The 19,210-nt window shown below is 60.2% G+C and carries 15 protein-coding genes and 3 pseudogenes; 13 read left to right on the top strand and 5 right to left on the bottom strand.

What is annotated here, in order from left to right; translation table 11 throughout:
* Positions 1-1,150 precede the first annotated feature (1,150 nt).
* The 4 genes from JJC00_RS33300 to JJC00_RS33285 all read left to right on the top strand — a co-directional run bounded on the left by JJC00_RS33300 (position 1,151) and on the right by JJC00_RS33285 (position 3,511).
* Positions 1,151-1,699: a hypothetical protein gene (locus JJC00_RS33300; RefSeq protein ID WP_200469995.1), complete on the top strand. Its 549-nt coding sequence runs from the start codon at positions 1,151-1,153 to the stop codon at positions 1,697-1,699.
* Positions 1,626-1,898, top strand: a complete 273-nt coding sequence (locus tag JJC00_RS39055) for a recombinase family protein (RefSeq protein ID WP_200469994.1) — start codon at positions 1,626-1,628, stop codon at positions 1,896-1,898. Before JJC00_RS33300 ends, JJC00_RS39055 begins: the two co-directional genes overlap by 74 nt.
* A 261-nt stretch (positions 1,899-2,159) precedes the next feature.
* Positions 2,160-2,963 carry an autotransporter outer membrane beta-barrel domain-containing protein gene (locus tag JJC00_RS39050; protein ID WP_200474314.1) on the top strand — a complete coding sequence of 268 codons (804 nt, stop codon included), beginning with the start codon at positions 2,160-2,162 and terminating at the stop codon, positions 2,961-2,963.
* The gene (locus tag JJC00_RS33285; RefSeq protein WP_200469993.1) at positions 2,960-3,511 is read left to right on the top strand and encodes a DUF3617 domain-containing protein; all 552 of its coding nucleotides are present in this window, start codon (positions 2,960-2,962) and stop codon (positions 3,509-3,511) included. The genes JJC00_RS39050 and JJC00_RS33285 overlap by 4 nt, the downstream gene beginning before the upstream one ends.
* On the opposite strand, the gene JJC00_RS33280 is transcribed toward JJC00_RS33285, so the two are convergent.
* The gene (locus tag JJC00_RS33280) at positions 3,464-4,525 is read right to left on the bottom strand and encodes a helix-turn-helix domain-containing protein (RefSeq protein WP_200469992.1); all 1,062 of its coding nucleotides are present in this window, start codon (positions 4,523-4,525) and stop codon (positions 3,464-3,466) included. The genes JJC00_RS33285 and JJC00_RS33280 overlap by 48 nt on opposite strands.
* A gap of 428 nt (positions 4,526-4,953) precedes the next feature.
* Here JJC00_RS33280 and JJC00_RS33275 point away from each other — a divergent pair, with 428 nt between their 5' ends.
* Together JJC00_RS33275 and JJC00_RS33270 are read left to right on the top strand one after the other, a co-directional pair.
* The gene (locus JJC00_RS33275; protein ID WP_200469991.1) at positions 4,954-5,946 is read left to right on the top strand and encodes an AraC family transcriptional regulator; all 993 of its coding nucleotides are present in this window, start codon (positions 4,954-4,956) and stop codon (positions 5,944-5,946) included.
* A 225-nt stretch (positions 5,947-6,171) separates the two neighbouring features.
* Positions 6,172-6,885, top strand: a complete 714-nt coding sequence (locus JJC00_RS33270; protein WP_200469990.1) for a DUF3574 domain-containing protein — start codon at positions 6,172-6,174, stop codon at positions 6,883-6,885.
* Between the two features lie 182 nt (positions 6,886-7,067).
* Here JJC00_RS33270 and JJC00_RS33265 read toward each other — a convergent pair whose 3' ends face one another.
* Positions 7,068-8,066 carry an OmpA family protein gene (locus tag JJC00_RS33265; RefSeq protein WP_200469989.1) on the bottom strand — a complete coding sequence of 333 codons (999 nt, stop codon included), beginning with the start codon at positions 8,064-8,066 and terminating at the stop codon, positions 7,068-7,070.
* 748 nt (positions 8,067-8,814) lie between these two features.
* Here JJC00_RS33265 and JJC00_RS33260 point away from each other — a divergent pair.
* The 3 genes from JJC00_RS33260 (at position 8,815) to JJC00_RS33250 (ending at position 12,302) form a co-directional block, all read left to right on the top strand.
* Positions 8,815-9,711, top strand: a complete 897-nt coding sequence (locus JJC00_RS33260) for a hypothetical protein (protein ID WP_200469988.1) — start codon at positions 8,815-8,817, stop codon at positions 9,709-9,711.
* Between the two features lie 187 nt (positions 9,712-9,898).
* The gene (locus tag JJC00_RS33255; RefSeq protein WP_200469987.1) at positions 9,899-11,017 is read left to right on the top strand and encodes a branched-chain amino acid ABC transporter substrate-binding protein; all 1,119 of its coding nucleotides are present in this window, start codon (positions 9,899-9,901) and stop codon (positions 11,015-11,017) included.
* Positions 11,018-11,108: 91 nt separating this feature from the next.
* Entirely contained in the window at positions 11,109-12,302 is a 1,194-nt protein-coding gene (locus JJC00_RS33250; protein WP_200469986.1) for an acyl-CoA dehydrogenase family protein, read from the top strand.
* A gap of 367 nt (positions 12,303-12,669) precedes the next feature.
* Here the strand turns inward: JJC00_RS33250 and JJC00_RS33245 are convergent, their stop codons facing one another.
* The 3 genes and pseudogenes from JJC00_RS33245 to JJC00_RS33235 form a co-directional block, all read right to left on the bottom strand.
* A complete protein-coding gene (locus JJC00_RS33245) occupies positions 12,670-12,816 on the bottom strand; it encodes a hypothetical protein (RefSeq protein ID WP_200469985.1) in 147 nt (48 codons plus the stop codon).
* A 770-nt stretch (positions 12,817-13,586) separates the two neighbouring features.
* Positions 13,587-14,416 (bottom strand): annotated as a pseudogene (locus JJC00_RS33240) (TIGR01459 family HAD-type hydrolase).
* 4 nt (positions 14,417-14,420) lie between these two features.
* Positions 14,421-14,965: pseudogene (locus tag JJC00_RS33235) on the bottom strand (FGGY-family carbohydrate kinase); the annotation flags it as partial.
* 1 nt (position 14,966) lies between these two features.
* Here JJC00_RS33235 and JJC00_RS33230 point away from each other — a divergent pair.
* The 4 genes and pseudogenes from JJC00_RS33230 to JJC00_RS33215 all read left to right on the top strand — a co-directional run.
* A pseudogene (locus JJC00_RS33230) lies at positions 14,967-15,398 on the top strand (substrate-binding domain-containing protein); the annotation flags it as partial.
* A 68-nt stretch (positions 15,399-15,466) separates the two neighbouring features.
* Complete coding sequence (locus tag JJC00_RS33225; protein WP_200469984.1) at positions 15,467-16,360, top strand: sugar phosphate isomerase/epimerase family protein; 894 nt, start codon at positions 15,467-15,469, stop codon at positions 16,358-16,360.
* Between the two features lie 558 nt (positions 16,361-16,918).
* Entirely contained in the window at positions 16,919-17,974 is a 1,056-nt protein-coding gene (locus JJC00_RS33220; protein ID WP_200469983.1) for a sugar phosphate isomerase/epimerase family protein, read from the top strand.
* A 15-nt stretch (positions 17,975-17,989) separates the two neighbouring features.
* The gene (locus tag JJC00_RS33215) at positions 17,990-19,165 is read left to right on the top strand and encodes a Gfo/Idh/MocA family protein (protein ID WP_200469982.1); all 1,176 of its coding nucleotides are present in this window, start codon (positions 17,990-17,992) and stop codon (positions 19,163-19,165) included.
* The last annotated feature ends 45 nt before the right edge of the window (positions 19,166-19,210 follow it).

Below are 19,210 nucleotides of genomic sequence, written 5' to 3'. Positions count from 1 at the left end.
GCACGCGGGACACTCAAGCGCGGACGCAGTTCGGTCGTTTCGCGTCAGCACATGCGTCCCTCCCAAGGCGTTTCTTCAGTGCAAAAATCTTCAGTGCAAAAAACGCCTCCGACGCCGAACTGTTCCGCTCGGCGAACAGCCACGGGGTCGCAGGCTGCCTGGCTGGCAGCTGCGAAATAGATCGAGGATGGTCCACACTCTCGCTTGTGCAGCACGGTGCGACGGCGGTCATCCGAGGGTACGACGCCCGGAGCTGCTGGGGGCCAGCGTCGTCACGTCGGCGTAGCATCAGCGGAGGCTGATCTTGAGCAGCTTGGCCGTGTTGTCGCCGAGGATGCCGGCGCGCTGTCGGTGAGCTTCGGCGCCTTCATGACAGGATCGATCGGATAGGGGGCACGGCGTGCTGCCGGCTCCCTTGCCTCACTCCATCTGCACTTCATGCTTCTGGAATTAGGCAGCAATTTCAATCGTATAAAAGTTCGCAGTTTTGTTCTGGGTGGCGCGCCATAAATTTCAATGACTTAGATCCGTTTTGGAGAAGTCGTCGAATATCCGTTGAATAAGCGTCGGCGGCCCAGCCGCAGCTTATTCTCGCTTCCATCGCCGGCTAGAGTTCAGTGCCTCGGACGCGCTGGGGCGTGATCCGCTCGCGCAGGCTATCGCGCACGCGCGGGGGCTACTTCCTTCGCGATTTGAACGGCAGTGACATCCACAACGATATGCAATTCGTCTCGAAGGTACGCGAAGCGCTCGCGGCTGGTTGACCGCGCTCTATTCGTTCAATGCGCGGATGTGTACCGCGAATTACGGCCGCAAGCGAAGGCTTCCGCACCTTCGGCGGTGCAACCGAGTTCGGCGCGGCCCGGAAGAAGAACGCCCATGACAGCGATCGGGTCTATCTTTCTGTCAGGCTCGATCCCGGTGCCCTCTCTGGTGAAGGGATTCACCTTGATCTGGTCACGGGTCGTGTCCCCGGGCGTGGTGTAACTAGCGGCGGGGCGACTCACGCCGATTGGTCCTTACTAAATCAACCCGTACTTAGGCCGCCGCGAAAGTCGGCCCAGATAGTCGAGCGCTATGTTGCTAGAAACCTTGACTTCCGCTCAGATGCAGACATTTCCAGCTGACGCGCCCGACAAAGAGCGAGCATTTGAGCAAGACTGAACACGCCGTTTTCTATGCTTGGCAAAGTGATTCTCCTGCCGGCACCAATCGAAATGCTATCCGTCAGGCATTAGTTGCAGCCGCCGCCCGGATCGAGCACGAACAGCCGGAACTCACGCTGAAACTTGATGAGGCGACCCGCGACATGATGGGTGCGGACAATGTGCCGCGTTCGATCCTTGAGAAAATCGAGGCCGCGGACATCTTCGTTGGTGACGTGACGACCGTCACACCGCTGGCACCGGAGGAAATCAAGGCTCGGCCCTGTCCCAACCCGAACGTGACTTTCGAGGTCGGCTATGCCGCAGCACATCTCGGCTGGAAGCGAATGCCGCCCGGATTTACAGGGTCGCCCGCTGCGTGGGGCGAGATTTACGCCGCATCGGTCGACAAATTCAGTCCTGCTGCGAGAATCCAGGTCAAGCTTTCTGTTCGAAGAACTCGTTGCCCCGCAACTAGATATGAACGAGAAATACATTGGGAACATTGTCTACAATCGCACTTCGAGGAAGCTCGGCGGAGAAGCCGTAGATAACGCTCCCGAAAGTTGGATAAGGAGTGAAGGGTGTATCGACCCGATTGTGGATCACGATACCTTCTTCAAGGTGAAGAGGATCATCGAACAGCGTCGTGTGTGGCGTCCACTGTCCCTTCTGGGTGGTACAACGTCGCCACCTTGCCAGCGGATTGATTGTTGCCATCAGGCTGGGGGAGAACAACAGCTCCGTACTTGATTACGTGCTCCTTCCTACGAGCGTTACCGATAGAAACGTTCTCAGGTTTTCGGAGATAGGATGCGTACGGGGAACGTTGGGCGTACGGCGTTTCGCGTCCGAAGGAACTTTAATCCGGTCTCTCAGCCGATACGTAGCCAATTCAAGCCATTCTTCGTCAGCCAAGCTAGCGCTGCCGAGCAAGCGAGAGAAAATAACCCGCCCCAAATCCAAGATCGGCCCCGCGCGGCACTAATTGACCGGAGATAGAGGAACGCGCCAATCAGCGTCCCATTAGCCGGCGGCTATACGCAGTCGTCGCTGCATGTTGACGACCGGAGCTCCTCCGCCACTGTCAACAACTATCACCTGGCTGTCTATGGCGGCGGCCAGCTCGGCGCGTGGGGCCTGCGCGGAGGAGCAGCGTTCACCTGGCATGACATCGACAGCAACCGAACGATCGCCTTCCCGGGTTTTTTCGACGCCACCAAGGCGAGCTATGGCGCCCACACCGCCCAGGCATTCGGCGAAATCGGCCGCGCCTTTGCGCTTGGCTATCTCGCGGCCGAACCGTTTGCCGACCTCGCCTACGTCCACTTCGACGGCAACCGCTTCACCGAGACGGGCGGCGCGGCTGCGCTCACCGGCACCGACGATACGCTCGGCGTCGCCTTCACCACCTTGGGTCTGCGGGCGGCCACCGCACTGGCGCAGACCGGCCATAAGCCGCTGACAGTGACCGGCACGCTCGCTTGGCGGCACGCCTTCGGCGACCTGACGCCACAGACGCTGCTCACATTCCGCGACGGCGGCGCGCCGTTTACGGCGGCGGGCGTGCCGATCGCACGCGACAGCCTGTTGGTCGAAACGGGCTTGGGCGTCGATCTCACGGCCGACGCCAGCATCGGCATCACGTATTCCGGTCAGGTCGGGCGCCCACGACCACGGCGCCAAGAGCAACTTAACCTGGCGGTTTTGAGCAGAAGCCCCATCGTACGCTTTCGCTCATCATCGCGAGCCTCCTCCTTGCCGCAACGGCAGGTGCCGCCGAAATTCCTGCCCGTAAGCCTGGTCTGTGGGACATGACCCTGACGCTCGAGGGCCGCAATGTTGTGCCGGTCGTGATGCAGCAGTGCGTCGATGCAGCGACCGACAGGGCGCTGCAATCGAAATTGACCAACGTGAGGCAGGAGGCGTGCGCCAAGCGCGATGTGCAAAATAGCGGTGACGCCATCACGCTGGATTCCGTCTGCAAATTCGGCACTTTCGTCGTCGCGACGCACACCGTGATCACCGGCAGTTTTGACAACGCCTACACAGCCAGGATCAACTCGAAGCGCGAAGGTGATTTGCCCATGCCGGCAGGGGCGCAGAGCGTGATTGGCGACAGGACCATAATGGTCACGGGCAAGTGGCTGGGTCCGTGTAAGGCCGATCAGAAGCCGCGACATCATCACACCCGACGGCATAAAGACGAACGTCAACGACATGTTGTCCCGGCCTGGGCCGACGCCATCACGATGAGGATTCTCGCCCAGCGGATGCTGTTCCCAGAACCTCACGACAAAATGCTCGGCATAGTCGTCCTATTCCGGTCGGCAGACGCCGTTGCGCCGCGCGGGCGTCCGGATTGAATGCCCCTCATGGGCTTTGGATGGAGTGCCAGTGACTGGCACTCTTCGTGCCGATTCACGCACGTCCGAAGGGGTCGCCCCGTACTGCCGGCGAAAGGCGCGGTTGAAATAGGACAGGTCGCTAAAGCCGACCTCAAAGGCAACCGCGCTCACTGGCCGGTCGGCGCGGCGTGGATCGACGAGCAATCGGTGCGCCCGCGCGAGACGCCGCCTCAGCACGAATTGTGAAAATGTAATCCCGTCACCTTCAAACATCCGTTGCACTTGGCGCGGGCTGAGGGCGTGGCGCCGTGCAACGGCCGCAATCGTGAGGGTGCCGTGATTGAGATGGTCGACGATATCGGCTTTGATGGCCCGCAGCCGGGCTGCGGGGATGCCCCGCCCATTGGCAAGAGCCGCGGCATCTCTCGTCGCGCCTAGCGCCAAGGCAATTAGATCGTGCACATGCACCGTCACGTGGTGCTGTAGCTCAGGCGCAGCAAGCGCGTAATCTTGCTGTAGCGCCCCAACATAGCTCACTAGCAATTTCAGCGCTTCGGTAGATCGAACAACGGGTCGCATCAGGGCGCAATCGACGTTGCCGACCAGCGGCGCCAGGAACGGCCGTGGAACGTGGAGACACAGAATCTTCGCCGGGACGGGGGAAACCATGGTGACCGGATCCGCCGAGCTGATCAATAGCCCGTCACCTGCGCTCCACGTGACCTCGCGTCCACACTGCACCATCTTGGCGCCGTGCGAACTCACCACCAGGACAAGCCCGTCATTGCCGTCCGCCAACAGTTCAGCGCCACGCTCGTAACGGAACGCCGACATGCTGGCCGACGTGATGGAGAGTCCGGGCAGCATCCGTACAGTCACGTCCGCATGTAGAGGATGATCCGGCAACGGCGCAATGTCGGCCTTCAGCACCAGCCGACCGTACAAATCATGCCATGCGGCCATCCGGTCCTGCTCGGCAAAATCCTCTAAGGAGAACCGGGAAAGTGCAACGTCGTGGGCGGTCGATGTCATCAGAAGAAACCTCAGGCGTGTTGACAGGTGTCGCCGAATTGCCGCGTCTGGTTCATCAGGGCGACTCGGTTCAGCGACAACAAATATATGTGACGCCAATGCTTCTAGCTTATGACTCGGCCGGATCAGGCAACCTACCTCTGCTGCAGCCGTGGTTCGCCTGCGTCACCAAGCGCAGGCCAAGATGGAACGCTCGTCCAATTGATGAACGCGCATACAGATTGATTGCCGCCGCTCATGTCGCTTTCGTCCAAATGCACTGTCGCACATGTCCAAGCGGGCGGGCGGACAGGTCACTAAACGTCTAGCCTGGAATTGACCCGCTCGCGGGAGGATGTGGAGCGATTTTCGCACCACTGTTGCGCATTGCGTCGCCCTCGGCGTCATCGGCGCACTGGCCGTATTCCTCGGAATGTTGTCCCACCGCTATGAGGATTGAGCTGATGACATTGGAGCCTCGGGATATCACCGGCTTTCGCTTCTCGACCGCGGATTGGGGCGAGCGCGACCGATTAGCGATTTTCCGGGAGCAGATCGGACGGATGATCCTGAAACTCGAACCGGAGCCGCTGGTCGACGGCGCGTTCCATGCCGAAGTGACCGTCCGTGAGCTGCCCGGGCTAGGCATCGGATCCTGGGCGTGCACCAATCTGCGGGCCGCACGACCGCGCGAGCTGCTCGATGGCAATGACGACTTGGTTCTGACGATCGCCACAAGCGGCAACATGAACGCATCGCAGCTCGGTCGGGAAGTCAAGCTCGGCCCGGGCGAGGCCGTGCTGATGTCGGGCGCAGAGGCCGGTAGCATGGCCGTCTCGTTGTCGCAGACCCGCTTCGGGGGTCTTCGGCTGCCCCGCAAGGCGCTGGCGCCGCTGGTCACCGATCCCGAGCAGGTGCTCATGCGTGCGTTGCCGGCCAACACGGAAGCCCTGCGGTTGCTCGCATTCTACATTAGGGAGCTGGACGACCAACGGCTTGCGACACCCGGGCTGCTCGATGCGGTTGTCGGCCATTTGACCGACCTTGCGTCTCTGGTCATCGGCGCGAATCTGGATGGGACGGTCGCCGCGGAAGGCCGAGGACTGGCGGCCGCGCGCCTCGCTGCTGTCAAGGCCGACATCAACCAGCATCTCAGCTATGGCGACCTGACATTGCCCGCCGTGGCGGCGCGGCTGAAGCTCACGCCGCGTTACATCCAAAGACTGTTCGAAAGCGTGGATTCGACGTTCTCGGAATTCGTGCTCAGTCAGCGCCTCGCGCGCGCGCATCGCCTTCTAACCGATCCGGGCCGGAGCGACAGCACCATCGGTACGATCGCGTTCGAATCGGGATTCGGCGATCTGTCCTACTTCAATCGCACGTTCCGCCGGCATTACGGTGCAACGCCTTCAGACATCCGCGCCGCTTCGCGGCACGGCTGACAGCAATGCTTTTCAATGGCTTACCCTTTCGATTATGGCTGGTCCGCGGCCCGAGAGATCGCCCCTTTTTGGTGAGCGCGCGGAGGCTGCTTCAAGTTTGTTGACCAAGGTCGCGTATGTCCTGCGCCGCGTCATGTCTGTCCGTGCCTAATATCCAAGGCGGCCTTGAAGGTCGCCCTCCGAACAGTCATCCCGCAGCCAAGAGGAGTCATACGAGCGTGGTTGTTGAATAAGGCTCCGATCGCCGCGCTAGGGTGGGACGGCATCTACGTCCGAATCGTTGTCGCCTCTGCCCAAGCAGAGATCCGAGTGAATCAACTAGAGCTCAAACAGCAGCGGCACCAGTACGAGGTCGACTGCGGGAGTGTGCGGGATGATTTGCTCATTATTGTTGTCCCCATCGCGTTCAGGCGTGCGGGCTTTGCTGGCGGAATTGTGATGAGTGTCAGGCTGTACTTCACGCTCGCGCCTGCTGATGTGCGAATCAACTTCGTCGGCTTTGTTGCGTTAGTCAGGGGCGGGCTGCTCCGAGCTGTCGGCTTGCTTGCATTCCTGATCGGTTGCACCGCATCCCAAGCCGAAATCTCTACGTCATCCTGCCAGCAGGTTAACGGCACGCCGATGCTGCAGGCAGAGCTTTTCTTTGGACGCGATATTTCCAGCCATCGTCACGTATCAGACGCGCGATGGTCGGAGTTCGTCCGCCGAGAGATAACACCGCGTTTTCCCGAGGGGTTGACGTTGCTGAGCGCACTCGGACAGTGGCGAGATGCGACAAGTGGGCGGATCACGCACGAGCGGTCCTTCGTGGTGCGGATCGTCGCTGCCGGGACCTCGGACACGTTATCGCGGCTGACCCAGCTCAGAGATGCGTACATGCAACGCTTTCACCAGCAGTCGGTCGGTCTGACGCTCTCGACCATCTGCGCCTCGTTCTGATGGTCAGCTTGCCGAGAAATGAATCGGTAAGCATCACATCCTTGTGGGGAGCGGCACTTTAACGTCGTGGAATCGCCTCCATGTCGCGGCCCGTACATCGGAAGCAAGCGCGAGATCGGGGGAATCATCTAAGCGGCCAGGCCGACTGGGCAAATCAATCAGACCGCCCGAAGATCGGTCCCTTAGCGGATGCTTAGTTCGACCCGGCGGTTCTTGGCACGACCATCCTCAGTGTCATTCGAATCTGCCGGGGCCTGCGAACCAAATCCCTTTGTAACCATCCGGCCTGCTTCGATTCCGTAAGTCTGGCTAAGATCCATTGCTATCGCTTCTGCGCGCATCTGTGACAGCCGCATGTTGAACTCAAGGCCGCCGATATTGTCAGTATGGCCCGTCAAAGCGACGTTTTGAGTCGGATGCTCCTTGAGGAATTTCGCAACTGCATCGAGAGTAGGTCGCGACTCAGGCTTGATCGTCGCCTTGTTGAATTCGAATAGAATGCCGTAGAGGGCGACCTTGCCAGATGCCTCAAGACCCTTGGCAATGTCGGTCGAGGAGACTGCGACCATTTGATTGGACAGCTTGCCGACCCTCAGCACATCGAGACGGACGAAGACTTGTCCCTTTTTCGGAGACAGGCCGGGAACATAACCGTCCTGGAATTCGATGACATAGAGCGCGAGATACTTTTTGTCACCACCATCCTCCTTCACCGCCGCGGCATAGCGCGCCTCTTCAGGACTGTAGCCGAACAGCTGACCTCCAGGCCCCATGCTCTCGAAGACACGTTCAAGATACTTGGTCTCCTCCTGCTTTGCTTCGAACAGGATGTTGAAACCGGCCCGGTCCAAGTCATTCCTGTAGTTGCGGAACACCTCGACTGACGACGCCCCTAGCGGCACGGCATAGATAATTTGCGTCAGCTGACCCTCGAGATCTTCCTTGCGCTCGAAGCTCGCTTTGTTTCCGCTGAACTCCGTGACGCCGCCCGTTGGCAACGTATATTCCGCAAAATTGCGCTGCTCGCACATCACGATCGCCGACCCAGTGAACCGATTGAGGCTGGAGACATCATTGCAGCCCGGTTTATCCACCGACTGAGCGCGCGTGCCGACGAGCGTGCAGGTCGCAAGCCCGACGAGCGCTACGCGCGCGAGGCTATATAAATTCGCTCGAGTCATCGGCTCCTCCACGTATTGCTATCCGCTGTCCATGTTCGCTCAGCGAGACTGAGCGACGCGCGTTAATTTATAGGAGGAACAAAAATATCGGGCTTGGCAACGCGCGACGACGGACTTGGCCATAGGTGACGTCGACCCGGTCCGCATTCTGACTTCGCGACCATTGAATGGGGCATCAGCAAGGAAAAGCCAGCGCTCGCCAGAGAGCTGCCGCGCCGGCAAAGCGTAGCACCAAGGAAGCGGCTTTCGGACAAAAGCGTGTGTCGCTTTACGGGCGGATTAGCGCGCGACAGCGGATATGGCGCCCATGCGGAATGATGCAGAGTCGTTGATAGGCCGCCGTGCTCGCCTCCCAGCGGTGCGGTGCCCATTGAATGGCCAACTAAGGCCGGAAATGCCAGCCGCAGGGGTACTTCGGAGACGGGGCATCGCCAAATGCCCAAGGCATACCTCGGTTGCATGTTGATATGCGGTAATTGCGTTTGGCATGACAGCAGTGACCGGGGCCGTGTCGCGCCTGCCCAAGCAGACGCTCTGGCACATCAACTAAGACTGGTCGGGAATACCCGGGCAGTGGCTCACGCAATCTCGATAGGAGATGTAGTTGTCTGATTCGAGTTTGTTCTTTGGCAACAGTACACCACGATGGATCCCCACGCAGCCTGGGCCCCGAGCGGAGTCAACTGATCGTCCTCACACTTATCCGTTGTTGATCCGTGATCATAGCCTGGCAACGTGCTGGTCGCTGATGATGCGGAGCCTGCCTTACGCGATGGTTCGACTGGCAACGTTGCTCGGGTCGGCGCTGCTATGGAGCCTTTGGCTCGTTATTGCCGTTGGCGGCGCCGCATGGATCGGCATTCATGTCTCTACAACACTTGGCGTTGTGTGGCTAATGCCCTGGTTGGCGGCGGGAGGCTGGATTTGGGGGACGATTCTTCGCTACACGCTTCACCTCGTTGCCTGCGGTCATGTCGCGGTTCTTACGCGTCTGATCACGGAAGGGACGACAGGAGAGCCAAACGAGTCCCAATTCAGCTATGGACGCCGCATCGTCAAGTCCAGCATTGGGGAGATCACCGTGCTGTTTGGCTTTCAGGCGTTCGTTCGAGGCGTTCTCAACGCTTTTCACGAAACGCTGGATACGATCAGCGAGATGCTTCCCATTCGTGGGCTCCGTGCAGTCACAAGCGTCATCGACTCGATTGCGAAAGCTGCCACACGTTATCTGGACAAAGTTGTCCTGTCCTACACGCTGGCGCGAAACGATGGCGATCCATGGCAGAGTGCGCACGACGGCATAGTTTACTACTGCCAGAACGCCAAAGACATCCTGAAAACATCGGTTTGGATCCTCGTCATGGAGCGTGCGGTCAGTTTGCTTTTGTTCCTCTCGCTTTTCATTGTTGCTGTAACCGCAGTGGCGACATTGCCAGAAGCAGCGCGGGAAATGGGAGCGGGCGTTGCAGTCGTGATCGCTGTTCTTTTTGCAATGGCCATAAGAGCAGCATTCATAAAGCCGCTATTTCTGATCTCGATGTTGGTGCGATTTCATACTTTGATCGAGGAGCAGCCAATCAACATGCAGTGGTCGCACTATCTTGATCAGCTGTCCCCTGATCTTGGCAGAAAACGATCGACCTGATGCGCGCCCACCGAGGCACACGCCGCCCTGGAGAGGGGTGACACGAAATGTTTCAGCTGCAAGGCGCATCGAAGCGAGGACCAATGCAAGACACGGGTTAGAAGAGTATGAGCTAACGAACAAAGACTTTCACCGCCGAAGAATCCGGCGCGATCGCCGGCCATCTGAAACTATCACGAGGACGTCCATGAAAGCATTGAATCTCATTGGTCTGGCATTGGGTGCATCCGTTGCGCTTACGACGGCCGCACTGGCGCAGGACATCACAGTTGCAGTTGCGTCCTCGATGACGGGAGGCGAAGCCGCATTCGGGCGTCAGTTCAGCAATGGAGCCGAACAGGCGGTGTCCGACATCAACGCCGCCGGCGGCGTGCTCGGCAAGAAGCTTGTGCTCGATGTCGAGGACGACGCCTGCGATCCCAAGCAGGCCCGCTCGGTCGCGGAAAAGATCGCCGGCTCTAAAATTCCGTTCGTCGCCGGACATTACTGCTCGTCGTCTTCGATCCCGGCCTCGGAAGCTTACGCAGATGGTAATGTTTTGCAAATAACGCCCGCTTCCACCAATCCGCTCTTCACCGAACGCAAGCTGTGGAACGTTGCGCGCGTCTGCGGCCGCGACGACCAGCAGGGCCTGATCGCCGCCGCCTACATTGCGAAGAACTATGCGGGCAAGAACGTTGCCATCCTCAACGACAAGACGACCTACGGAAAGGGCTTGGCCGACGAGACCAAGAAGGCTCTCAACAAGATGGGCTTCACTGAGAAGATGTTCGAGTCCTACAACAAGGGCGACAAGGATTTTAATTCGATTGTCTCCCGCCTGAAGCGCGACAACATCGACTTGGTCTATGTCGGTGGGTATCACCAAGAGGCCGGCCTAATCGTTCGCCAAATGCGCGACCAGGGTCTCAAGACCGTGCTGATGGGGGGCGATGCCATCAACGACAAGGAATTCGCCTCGATCACTGGACCCGCCGGGGAAGGCACGCTATTCACCTTTGGTCCCGACCCCCGGAACAAGCCGACCGCCAAGGCGATCGTCGAGAAGTTCAAGGCAAAGAACGTCGATCCCGAAGGCTATACGCTCTATACATACGCCGCTTTCCAGGTGTGGTCGCAAGCCGTGACCAAGGTCGGCTCGACCGATCCAAAGAAGGTGATTGCCGCGATCAAGGCCGGTGAATGGGACACCGTGCTCGGCAAAATGGCATTCGATTCCAAGGGCGACATCAAGGTGATGGACTATGTCGTCTACAAATGGGACGCCAAGGGGAATTATGCCCAGCTCGACGCGAAGGGCATGTGAGGCGCCAAACGTTCTTGACATCGTCGTGCATTTTGAAAGGAGCCGGCGCGAAGCGTCGGCTCCGGGCTATCGGAATGGGGTGGAGGGATCAATGGCCGAAACCGCGGTGCCGTCGTTCATCGAGACTGCTGCGGCCCTCGCACCGCTGGTGCAGGCGTCTGCGGAAGAGAGCGAGCGGTCGCGGAGGCTGTCTACGCCGTTGGTCGAGGCGATGGCACGGTCGGGGCTTTTTCGCCTGTGGATTCCGCGCAGCATCGGCGGTCAAGAGACCGACCCAATGTCACTTGTTCGGGTCGTCGAAGAGATCTCGCGCGCAGATGGTGCGGCGGGTTGGTGTATGGCAATCGGCGGCGGATATGGCGCATTCGGCGGATATCTCCGGAAGGACGCAGCGCTCGAGATTTACGGTGGCGATCCGTTCGTTAGAGTAGCCGGAGGCCTACGACCCTCCGGGAATGCTGTGGTCGTCGATGGAGGTTATCGCGTCACCGGCCGATGGCCACTCGGAAGCGGCTGCCAGCACTCCACCTGGATCGTGGGCGGCTGTCGAATCCTGGACGGGGATCAGCCTCGCCTGAGAGCGGACGGCACGCCAGTCACGCGCCTCCTGCTGTTTCCTGCCGCGGAATGCGAAATCCTTGATACTTGGCACAGTATCGGGCTTCGCGGCACGGGAAGCCACGACTACGCGGTCGCAGACGTTTTCGTTCCGTCCGAGCGGTCCCTCTCGCTTCGCGAACCGCCTGTAGAACAGGGGCCGCTATATGCGCTTCCGACAATCGCAATTTTCGGTGCTCTGCTCGCCGCCGTACCGTTGGGCATCGCGCGCCACGCGATCGATGTTCTGGTCGGGCTTTCCGGAACCAAGATCGCCGCCCGTTCTCGAAAGTCGCTCAGCGAGGATGTTACGATGCAAGCCAGTTTGGGACGGGCCGAGGCATTGCTGCGCTCGGGGCGGGCGTTCCTTTACGATGCACTTGAAGAGGCATGGCGGGTCGTCAGTCAAGGCGAGACCGTAAACCTTGCTCAGCGCGCCACGCTATGGCTCGCCTCGACGCATGCCGCGAACGTCGCCAAAGAAGCCACCGAACTTATATTTAGCGCGGGCGGCTCGGCCTCCCCCTATGTGAGCGCCGGGCTCGAACGCTGCATGCGCGATGTTCATGCGGCCACGCAACACATCACTCTAGCACCCGCCAATTATCAGATGGTTGGTCAGGCGCTTTTGGGTTCGGACATGCGATCGACCCCGTTACTTTTCACAGATGACCGCAGCATGGAGTAACAAGCCACGTGCATTCACCTGTACATCACTGCAAGGACAGCAGCGCTTTGCGGCCAGAATCTGGGTATACTCGCGCCTGACGTGCGGCTGCTCAGTCAAACGATATCATGCTGGCGGCGAAATCCGGCACGCATCAAGCAGCCGTGCGCGCAACCTTCGGCTTCGTCTGCAACGATCGTGACCGCAGGATGATCTCGCCGACGAAGCGAGTGTGCGGCTCGCTCTTGTCAATTGTGCGTGGGAAGCCCCTAACATTATGCGCTGTGGGCGAATCGATCAGCAGGGGCATCGCCGGGACCGGAGAAGTGTGCGGTGCCGAACTTATCGAGCGTATCCAAGTGGCTCGGAGGATAGGCGACATCCTCCTTCAGACCGTTGCCGGCACGTTTCCGGCATTAATGGCTTGATCGATGATTTGGATACCACGATCGATTTCGGTGCGGGTGATGGTAAGCGGCGGGGCGATACGCCAGATTGCTGACATTGTCCCGATTGAAACGATGTTCATAGACATGCCCCGCTCCATGCAACGCCGGGTGATCGCACGACCGGTTTCCGCGTCGGGCGCGCGGGTCCGGCCTCCAGCGTCCTCAGCAGCTCTCGTTCGCGTCTATGAATGCCGCAACGAAATCGCAACGAATTGGGTGAAACGACCGTGAACAGAACGGGACTGGTGCGACTACCACTGTGAGAAAGATCAATAACTTAGAAGATGCTCACTGCGTTCGGGACGCAATGAACGTCAGGCTACCGCCTGAAAAAGCAATTTGAGATGCTTGCACGTCCCTCGATATGAACCTTCAGGGCGGAGAGTCCGGGCGAGCATGCTCTCCATCAGCGACCCCACGTCATTGTTGACAAGATCTCGTTGGACCTTGGTTGCTGGAGCTAGATCAAACTTGCCCATGATGGATTGGAGCGAGAGTTCGGTTTTTCAATCGGTTAAAGGGCAGCGTGTGCATATCGTCATGCACTGGGTGATCAAGAAAAATCTTGCGCACGCCAACGTGATCAGGCGTGTTGCAGCAGGCGCTAGCCTCCGATTTTTCAAAGCAGTCTTTTGGGGAGAAAGGGCCAACGAGCTCGACGGTGCAAAGAGCCCGCTCAAGCCATAGCAACTGAGCAACCGCCAGCCGTCGACGACGATGAAGGTCTGCGACCGACAACGCTAACGACGCTCGCAACGGCAAAGATCAAGGAGCCGACAAACAGTGGCATGAACTGGCGCATCAAGATCGGAGCGATATGATTGCGCACTGTCCGAGCGGGCGCGGCTGCAGCAGATCAGCCCCAGCGAAAAGTGTCGATCGTGTAATCGGGAAAAGCGCACCGTTGCTTGAACAATGCAGTCACATCGGCGGTGTTGCTTAGTATGCCAGAGAGCACCAGCGCGGTCGCAAGGCCGGCCCCGCGTCCACCGACGATGTCATGCTCAAGGCTGTCGCCGACGCAAACGACACTTTTATGGCCCGGCTTGCCCGCCAATTCCAACGCGGTTTCGAAAATTTGTGCGTTGGGCTTACCGATGCGGGTAACCCTGCCGCCCAGGTTCTCGTAGAGATCGGCCAGCTCGCCGGCGCCGAAGCGCGGGCCGAGTGCCGTCAGCATAATCCTGTCGGGGTTCGTACGCCTCGCGCGGCCGCCGGAGCGAGTAGTGCACGATAATGATCAAGATTATAACGGTCACCTTCGCTGGCCGAAATGAGTACCAGTTCGGCATCGTCGCCGCTGCCGGTCAAGACGAAGGGCAGGCTTTCGACTGCGGAGCGATCAGCGTCGCGGCTGATCAGCAGGCATTTGGTAGCTGGTTGCAAAGTCCCTGCCGCCACCATGTCAGCGAAGGAGCGCCACGCCACCTCGCCGGAGGAAACGAAGTAGTCCCAACTTCCCGCTTCAAAGCCAAGCTTCAGCAAGCGGGCTTCGTTCGGCGCAGCGCGCTTGCCGGAGTTCGAAATCAAGACGATGGTCTTACCCGCGCGCTTCAGTGCAGAAAGAGCGTGCACAGCACCGGCGTAGGGCCGCCGACCATCATGTAGCACGCCGAACTGGTCGAGCAGGAACACCTCATATCGTTCCGCGAGCGGGCTGATCCCATTAAGGTGTTGGATGTGCATCGCGCTACAGCAGTCCCGCCTCGCGCGCACCAGTCAGCGCGAGCCTTGCGGCGCCGGCAGCCGCTTCGTCCGAGAGTGCCGGCAGCAGCGCAACCCCTAGCTTGCGCTGCCGGATTCTGGTCCAGGCTGGATTCGCGGCCCCACCACCGACGCTCCTAACCGAGGTCAACGGGGGGCGCCGAGCTCGGCCAGGCGTCTAAAGCCGAGTGCCTCAATTGCCGCGATGCTCTCGAACATCGCCTTCAGATAATCCGCATCGGCCGCCGGTCGTGGCGCCATTCGTGGCTGCAGGGCAGGATCTGCGATCGGAAAGCGTTCGCCGGCGGCGGCAAGCGGATAATAGTCGAGACCGGTATCGGTTTCGGGATCGATCGTGGCGCTCGGTGCGACGATGCGTCGAACGGGGAAATGCTGGGCCAGCACCCTGCCTCCAGAATTCGAGGCGCCACCGGCCAGCCAAGTGCCACCCAACCGGTGACTGTAGATCCCGTAGCGTGGTGCCGAAATCGGCCGATCCGACAGGATCTTGATGGTCAGCGAGGATCCCAACAAGGACGTACTCAAACAGCATCCGGACATCAATATCCTCTCGGACGATCAGAATGCCGAAGGCTCTCGGGACGGCGGCTTGAAGGTATTCCAGTCGCTGCTGACCCGCTTCGACAAGATCGACGCCGTATTCGCGATCAACGATCCCACGGCAATCGGCGCGGAGCTCGCGGCCCGGCAGCTAAAGCGCTCCGACTTCATCATCACGGCTGTCGATGGCGCGCCGGATATCGAGAAAGAATTCTCATCCGGCACCTCGCTGATCAAGGCCTCGGCCTCACAGGATCCTTATGTCATGGCGGGTCAGTCGCTGCAGATGGCTGCCCAGGTGCTTGCCGGTAAGAAGCCAGCCGAGTCAGTCGTGCTGCTTGACCCGAAGCTGATCACAGCTGAGAACCTGAAGGACTACAAGGGCTGGACGGCGGCCCGCTAGAGCCGCTCGAAACATCAGTGCGGTCGCCTCGCCGCGGCCGCCCAAATTCCCGACAGGAGGAGATGATCATGTCGCGCATCGGAATCCACTCTTTCGTCTGGTCGGCGAGCTCGGCGCAAGCCGACCTCGAACGCACGCTGGCCAACACGAAGGAGGCCGGCTTCGATCTAATCGAGTTCTCCTATCTCGATCCCGCCAATGTCGATATCGGCAGGCTGGCCAAGCGCATTGCTGACTTTGGCCTCGGGGTGGCGATCAGCATCGGCCTGCCGCCGGACGGCGACATTTCCAGCGCGGACAGCGCGATCGCCGCGCGCGGCATTGAAATCCTGAACGGAACGATTGCGCTCACGCGCGACCTCGGTGGCCGGAAGGTCGGCGGCATCCTGTCATCCGGCCATGGATTGCAGACGACGGCGCCGACGCGTGACCAGTGGAACCGCAGTGCGGCCACGCTTGCCGAGGTCGCGGAGAGAGCTAAGGCCGCCGGTGTCACACTCAATCTGGAGATGGTGAACCGCTTCGAAAGCAATCTGCTCAACACCACGGCACAAGGGCTTGCGTTCATAGAGGACAGCGGATCCGACAACATCTTCCTCCATCTCGACACATTCCATATGAACCTGGAGGAGGCCGATATTGGACTGGCCATCCGCCGTGCCGCGAACAAGATCGGCTATGTCCATATCGGCGAGAGCCATCGCGGTTTCCTCGGCACCGGGAGCATCGATTTCGCAGCGGTCTTCGACGTGCTCACGGCAATCGGCTACAGGGACGATCTCAGTTTCGAATCTTTCTCCTCCGAGATCGTCGACGGGAACTTGTCCAGGAAGACCGCCATCTGGCGCAATCTGTGGACCGACAACATGGAGCTTGCGCATCATGCTCGTCGCTTCATTGCGCTCGGGTTGGAGACGGCGCGGCGCAAGGCAGAGCTCGTTTCAGCAGCGCAGAAACCGTGAGAGCGCTGGTGCCGCCTGAAGCTTGCCATGGCCGCTGGCGAGACGCTCGCTGTAGCGCGTCGGGAGCTGCCTTTCACAGGCGCGCCAGTTGCAGGACGCTTCACAAAGGGAGTCCGAATCTCTTTCCTCGTCAAGAAGGTGTCTCAGTAATCCCGTGAAGGACGAGGGACGTGCGGCTTGAACGGTCGCCCTCAGCAATAACAAGAAGGAGAACCCCACGGCTATGCCAACGCACATCCTTCCGACCACGGTGGTCGGCAGCTATCCGCAGCTGGAATGACCGGTGAATCGCGCCATGTTGTCGAAGGTGGTACCGCGCACCCGCCTGCACGACAGCTTTGGTTCGATCGGCACCGCTGTCCGACGTTGATGCGATGGCGTTGTGGACGGGGGAGATCTTCTGAAGCGGGACTCCCCAGATGCGATTGCCTGGTCTGGGCATTGGGGTGAAATGCCCACTCTGTCTCCCGGAACCAGCAAGGGGAGGCGAGTTTTGGTAGGGTATCGAACTCAGCGGGCGCGTGCTGCTGGCGCGTCCAAGGTAGAAGGAGGCACTCGATGAAGATGATCAAGGGACCAGCGATATTCCTTGCTCAGTTCGCCGCCGACGCGGCGCCGTTCAACTCCTTCGACTCGATCTGCGGTTGGGCAGCCTCACTTGGCTACAATGGGGTTCAGATTCCGAGCTGGGACGGGCGGCTGCTCGATCTGAAGAAGGCCTCGGAGTCGCAGACCTACGCCGACGAGGTGAAGGGTATCGCATCTCGTCACGGCCTTTCCATCACTGAGCTCTCGACCCATCTCCAAGGCCAGCTCGTCGCCGTTCATCCGGCCTATGACACGGCGTTCGACGGCTTCGCCGCACCTGAGGTCCGCGGCAATCCGAAGGCGCGCACCGAATGGGCCGTCGACCAGGTCAAGCGCGCGATCTTAGCCTCCAAGCGTCTCGGGCTTACGGTGCACGCGACCTTCTCAGGCGCACTTGCCTGGCCCTATATCTATCCATGGCCGCAGCGTCCGGCCGGCCTCGTCGAGGCCGCCTTCGACGAGCTCGCGAAGCGCTGGCGGCCGATCCTTGACTATGCAGATGAGCACGGCGTTGATCTCGCCTACGAGATCCACCCGGGCGAGGATTTGCATGACGGTGTCTCCTACGAGATGTTCCTCGATCGGGTAAATAACCATAAGCGCGCGAACCTGCTCTACGACCCATCGCACTTCGTGCTGCAGCAGCTCGACTACCTCGACTACATCGACATCTACCACGCGCGTATCAAAGCCTTCCATGTCAAGGACGCCGAGTTCAACCCGACCGGCCGCCAGGGTGTCTATGGCGGCTTCCAAAGCTGGGTCGACCGTGCCGGCCGCTTCCGCTCGCTGGGCGATGGCCAAGTCGATTTCGGCGCCATCTTCGCGAAGCTCACGCAATACGATTACGGGAGCTGGGCGGTGCTCGAATGGGAATGCGCGCTGAAGCATCCTGAGCAAGGTGCGCGGGAGGGCGCGCAGATCATCAAAGACCATATCATCCGCGTCACCGAAAAAGCGTTCGACGATTTCGCAGGTTCCGGTACGGACCAGCAGGCGAACCGCAAGATGCTGGGCATCTCCTGAGCGAAGGGGAATAATATGGCTATCGAAGCAAGCAATGAATCTGCCGGTCATCGTCGTATCCGGCTCGGCATGGTCGGCGGCGGTCAGGGCGCCTTCATCGGCGCCGTCCACCGCATTGCCGCTCGCATCGACGACCAATTCGAGCTGGTCGCCGGTGCGCTCGCGTCGGATTCGATCCGAGCCAAGGCCTCGGCGAAGGACCTCGGCATCGCCGACGACCGTGCCTATGGCTCCTTCGAGGAGATGGCGAAGGCGGAAGCCGCGCGATCTGACGGCATCGAGGCGGTCTCGATCGTGACGCCCAACCACATGCACAGCCCGGTCGCGAAGGCCTTCCTTGAAGCCGGCATACACGTGATCTGCGACAAGCCACTGACGACGACAGTCGCCGAGGCTGAGGAACTGGTGGCGCTGGTCAGGAAGACCGGCAGGGTCTTCGTGGTGACGCACAATTACACCGGCTATCCCATGGTCCGGCAGGCTCGGGCTATGGTCGCGAACGGCGACCTTGGCGAGATCCGTCTCGTTCAGGCCGAGTATCCGCAGGATTGGTTGACGGAGCGGTTGGAGACCAGCGGCCAGAAGCAGGCAGCGTGGCGCACGGACCCCGCCCGTTCCGGCGCCGGCGGGTGCATCGGCGACATCGGCACCCATGCCTACAATCTCGCTTGCTTCGTCACCGGACTCGAGCTCGACGAACTGCTCGCTCAGCTCTCGACCTTCGTCGAGGGACGGCTTCTCGACGACGACGTTCAGATCCTTCTCAGGTGGAAGGGCGGTGCCAAGGGCATGCTGTGGGCGAGTCAGGTCGCCGTCGGCAATGAGAACGGTCTGACGCTGCGTGTCTACGGCAGCAAAGGCGGCCTCGAATGGGCGCAGGAGAATCCGAACCATCTGTGGTTCACGCTCCACGGCCGGCCCAAGCAGTTCCTGACCCGCGGCGGGGCCGGCGCCTTGGTCGAGGCGGGCCGCGTCACCCGCATCCCGTCCGGCCACCCCGAGGGTTACCTTGAGGGTTTCGCAACAATCTATGCCGAGGCGGCGCGGGCCATTCGCGCAGCGGAGACCGGCAGGAAACAGGATCTGGCGGTGATCTTCCCGACCATCGAGGATGGCCTCGCCGGCGTGAAGTTCATCGATGCTGCACTGAGATCATCAGCAAGCAATGGCGCCTGGGTTCGGATCAGGTAACCGAGCGGCCCAGGAGATGCGGCAAGCCCGAAGGCGCGGATACTG

This window comes from Bradyrhizobium diazoefficiens (genome assembly GCF_016616885.1).
GTDB classification, from domain to species: Bacteria; Pseudomonadota; Alphaproteobacteria; order Rhizobiales; family Xanthobacteraceae; genus Bradyrhizobium; species Bradyrhizobium diazoefficiens_F.
Note: the sequence above shows the minus strand (reverse complement) of the source record. Positions and strands in the feature narration are given on the sequence as shown.

Coding starts and splice junctions, on each gene's coding strand:
- JJC00_RS33215 (WP_200469982.1), top strand. CDS start 17,990: ATGGCTATCGAAGCAAGCAATGAATCTGCCGGTCATCGTCGTATCCGG.
- JJC00_RS33265 (WP_200469989.1), bottom strand. CDS start 8,066: ATGACTCGAGCGAATTTATATAGCCTCGCGCGCGTAGCGCTCGTCGGG.
- JJC00_RS33250 (WP_200469986.1), top strand. CDS start 11,109: ATGGCCGAAACCGCGGTGCCGTCGTTCATCGAGACTGCTGCGGCCCTC.
- JJC00_RS33245 (WP_200469985.1), bottom strand. CDS start 12,816: ATGTCTATGAACATCGTTTCAATCGGGACAATGTCAGCAATCTGGCGT.
- JJC00_RS39055 (WP_200469994.1), top strand. CDS start 1,626: ATGAACGAGAAATACATTGGGAACATTGTCTACAATCGCACTTCGAGG.
- JJC00_RS33260 (WP_200469988.1), top strand. CDS start 8,815: ATGATGCGGAGCCTGCCTTACGCGATGGTTCGACTGGCAACGTTGCTC.
- JJC00_RS33275 (WP_200469991.1), top strand. CDS start 4,954: ATGAGGATTGAGCTGATGACATTGGAGCCTCGGGATATCACCGGCTTT.
- JJC00_RS33285 (WP_200469993.1), top strand. CDS start 2,960: ATGACCCTGACGCTCGAGGGCCGCAATGTTGTGCCGGTCGTGATGCAG.
- JJC00_RS33280 (WP_200469992.1), bottom strand. CDS start 4,525: ATGACATCGACCGCCCACGACGTTGCACTTTCCCGGTTCTCCTTAGAG.
- JJC00_RS33255 (WP_200469987.1), top strand. CDS start 9,899: ATGAAAGCATTGAATCTCATTGGTCTGGCATTGGGTGCATCCGTTGCG.
- JJC00_RS33225 (WP_200469984.1), top strand. CDS start 15,467: ATGTCGCGCATCGGAATCCACTCTTTCGTCTGGTCGGCGAGCTCGGCG.
- JJC00_RS33220 (WP_200469983.1), top strand. CDS start 16,919: ATGAAGATGATCAAGGGACCAGCGATATTCCTTGCTCAGTTCGCCGCC.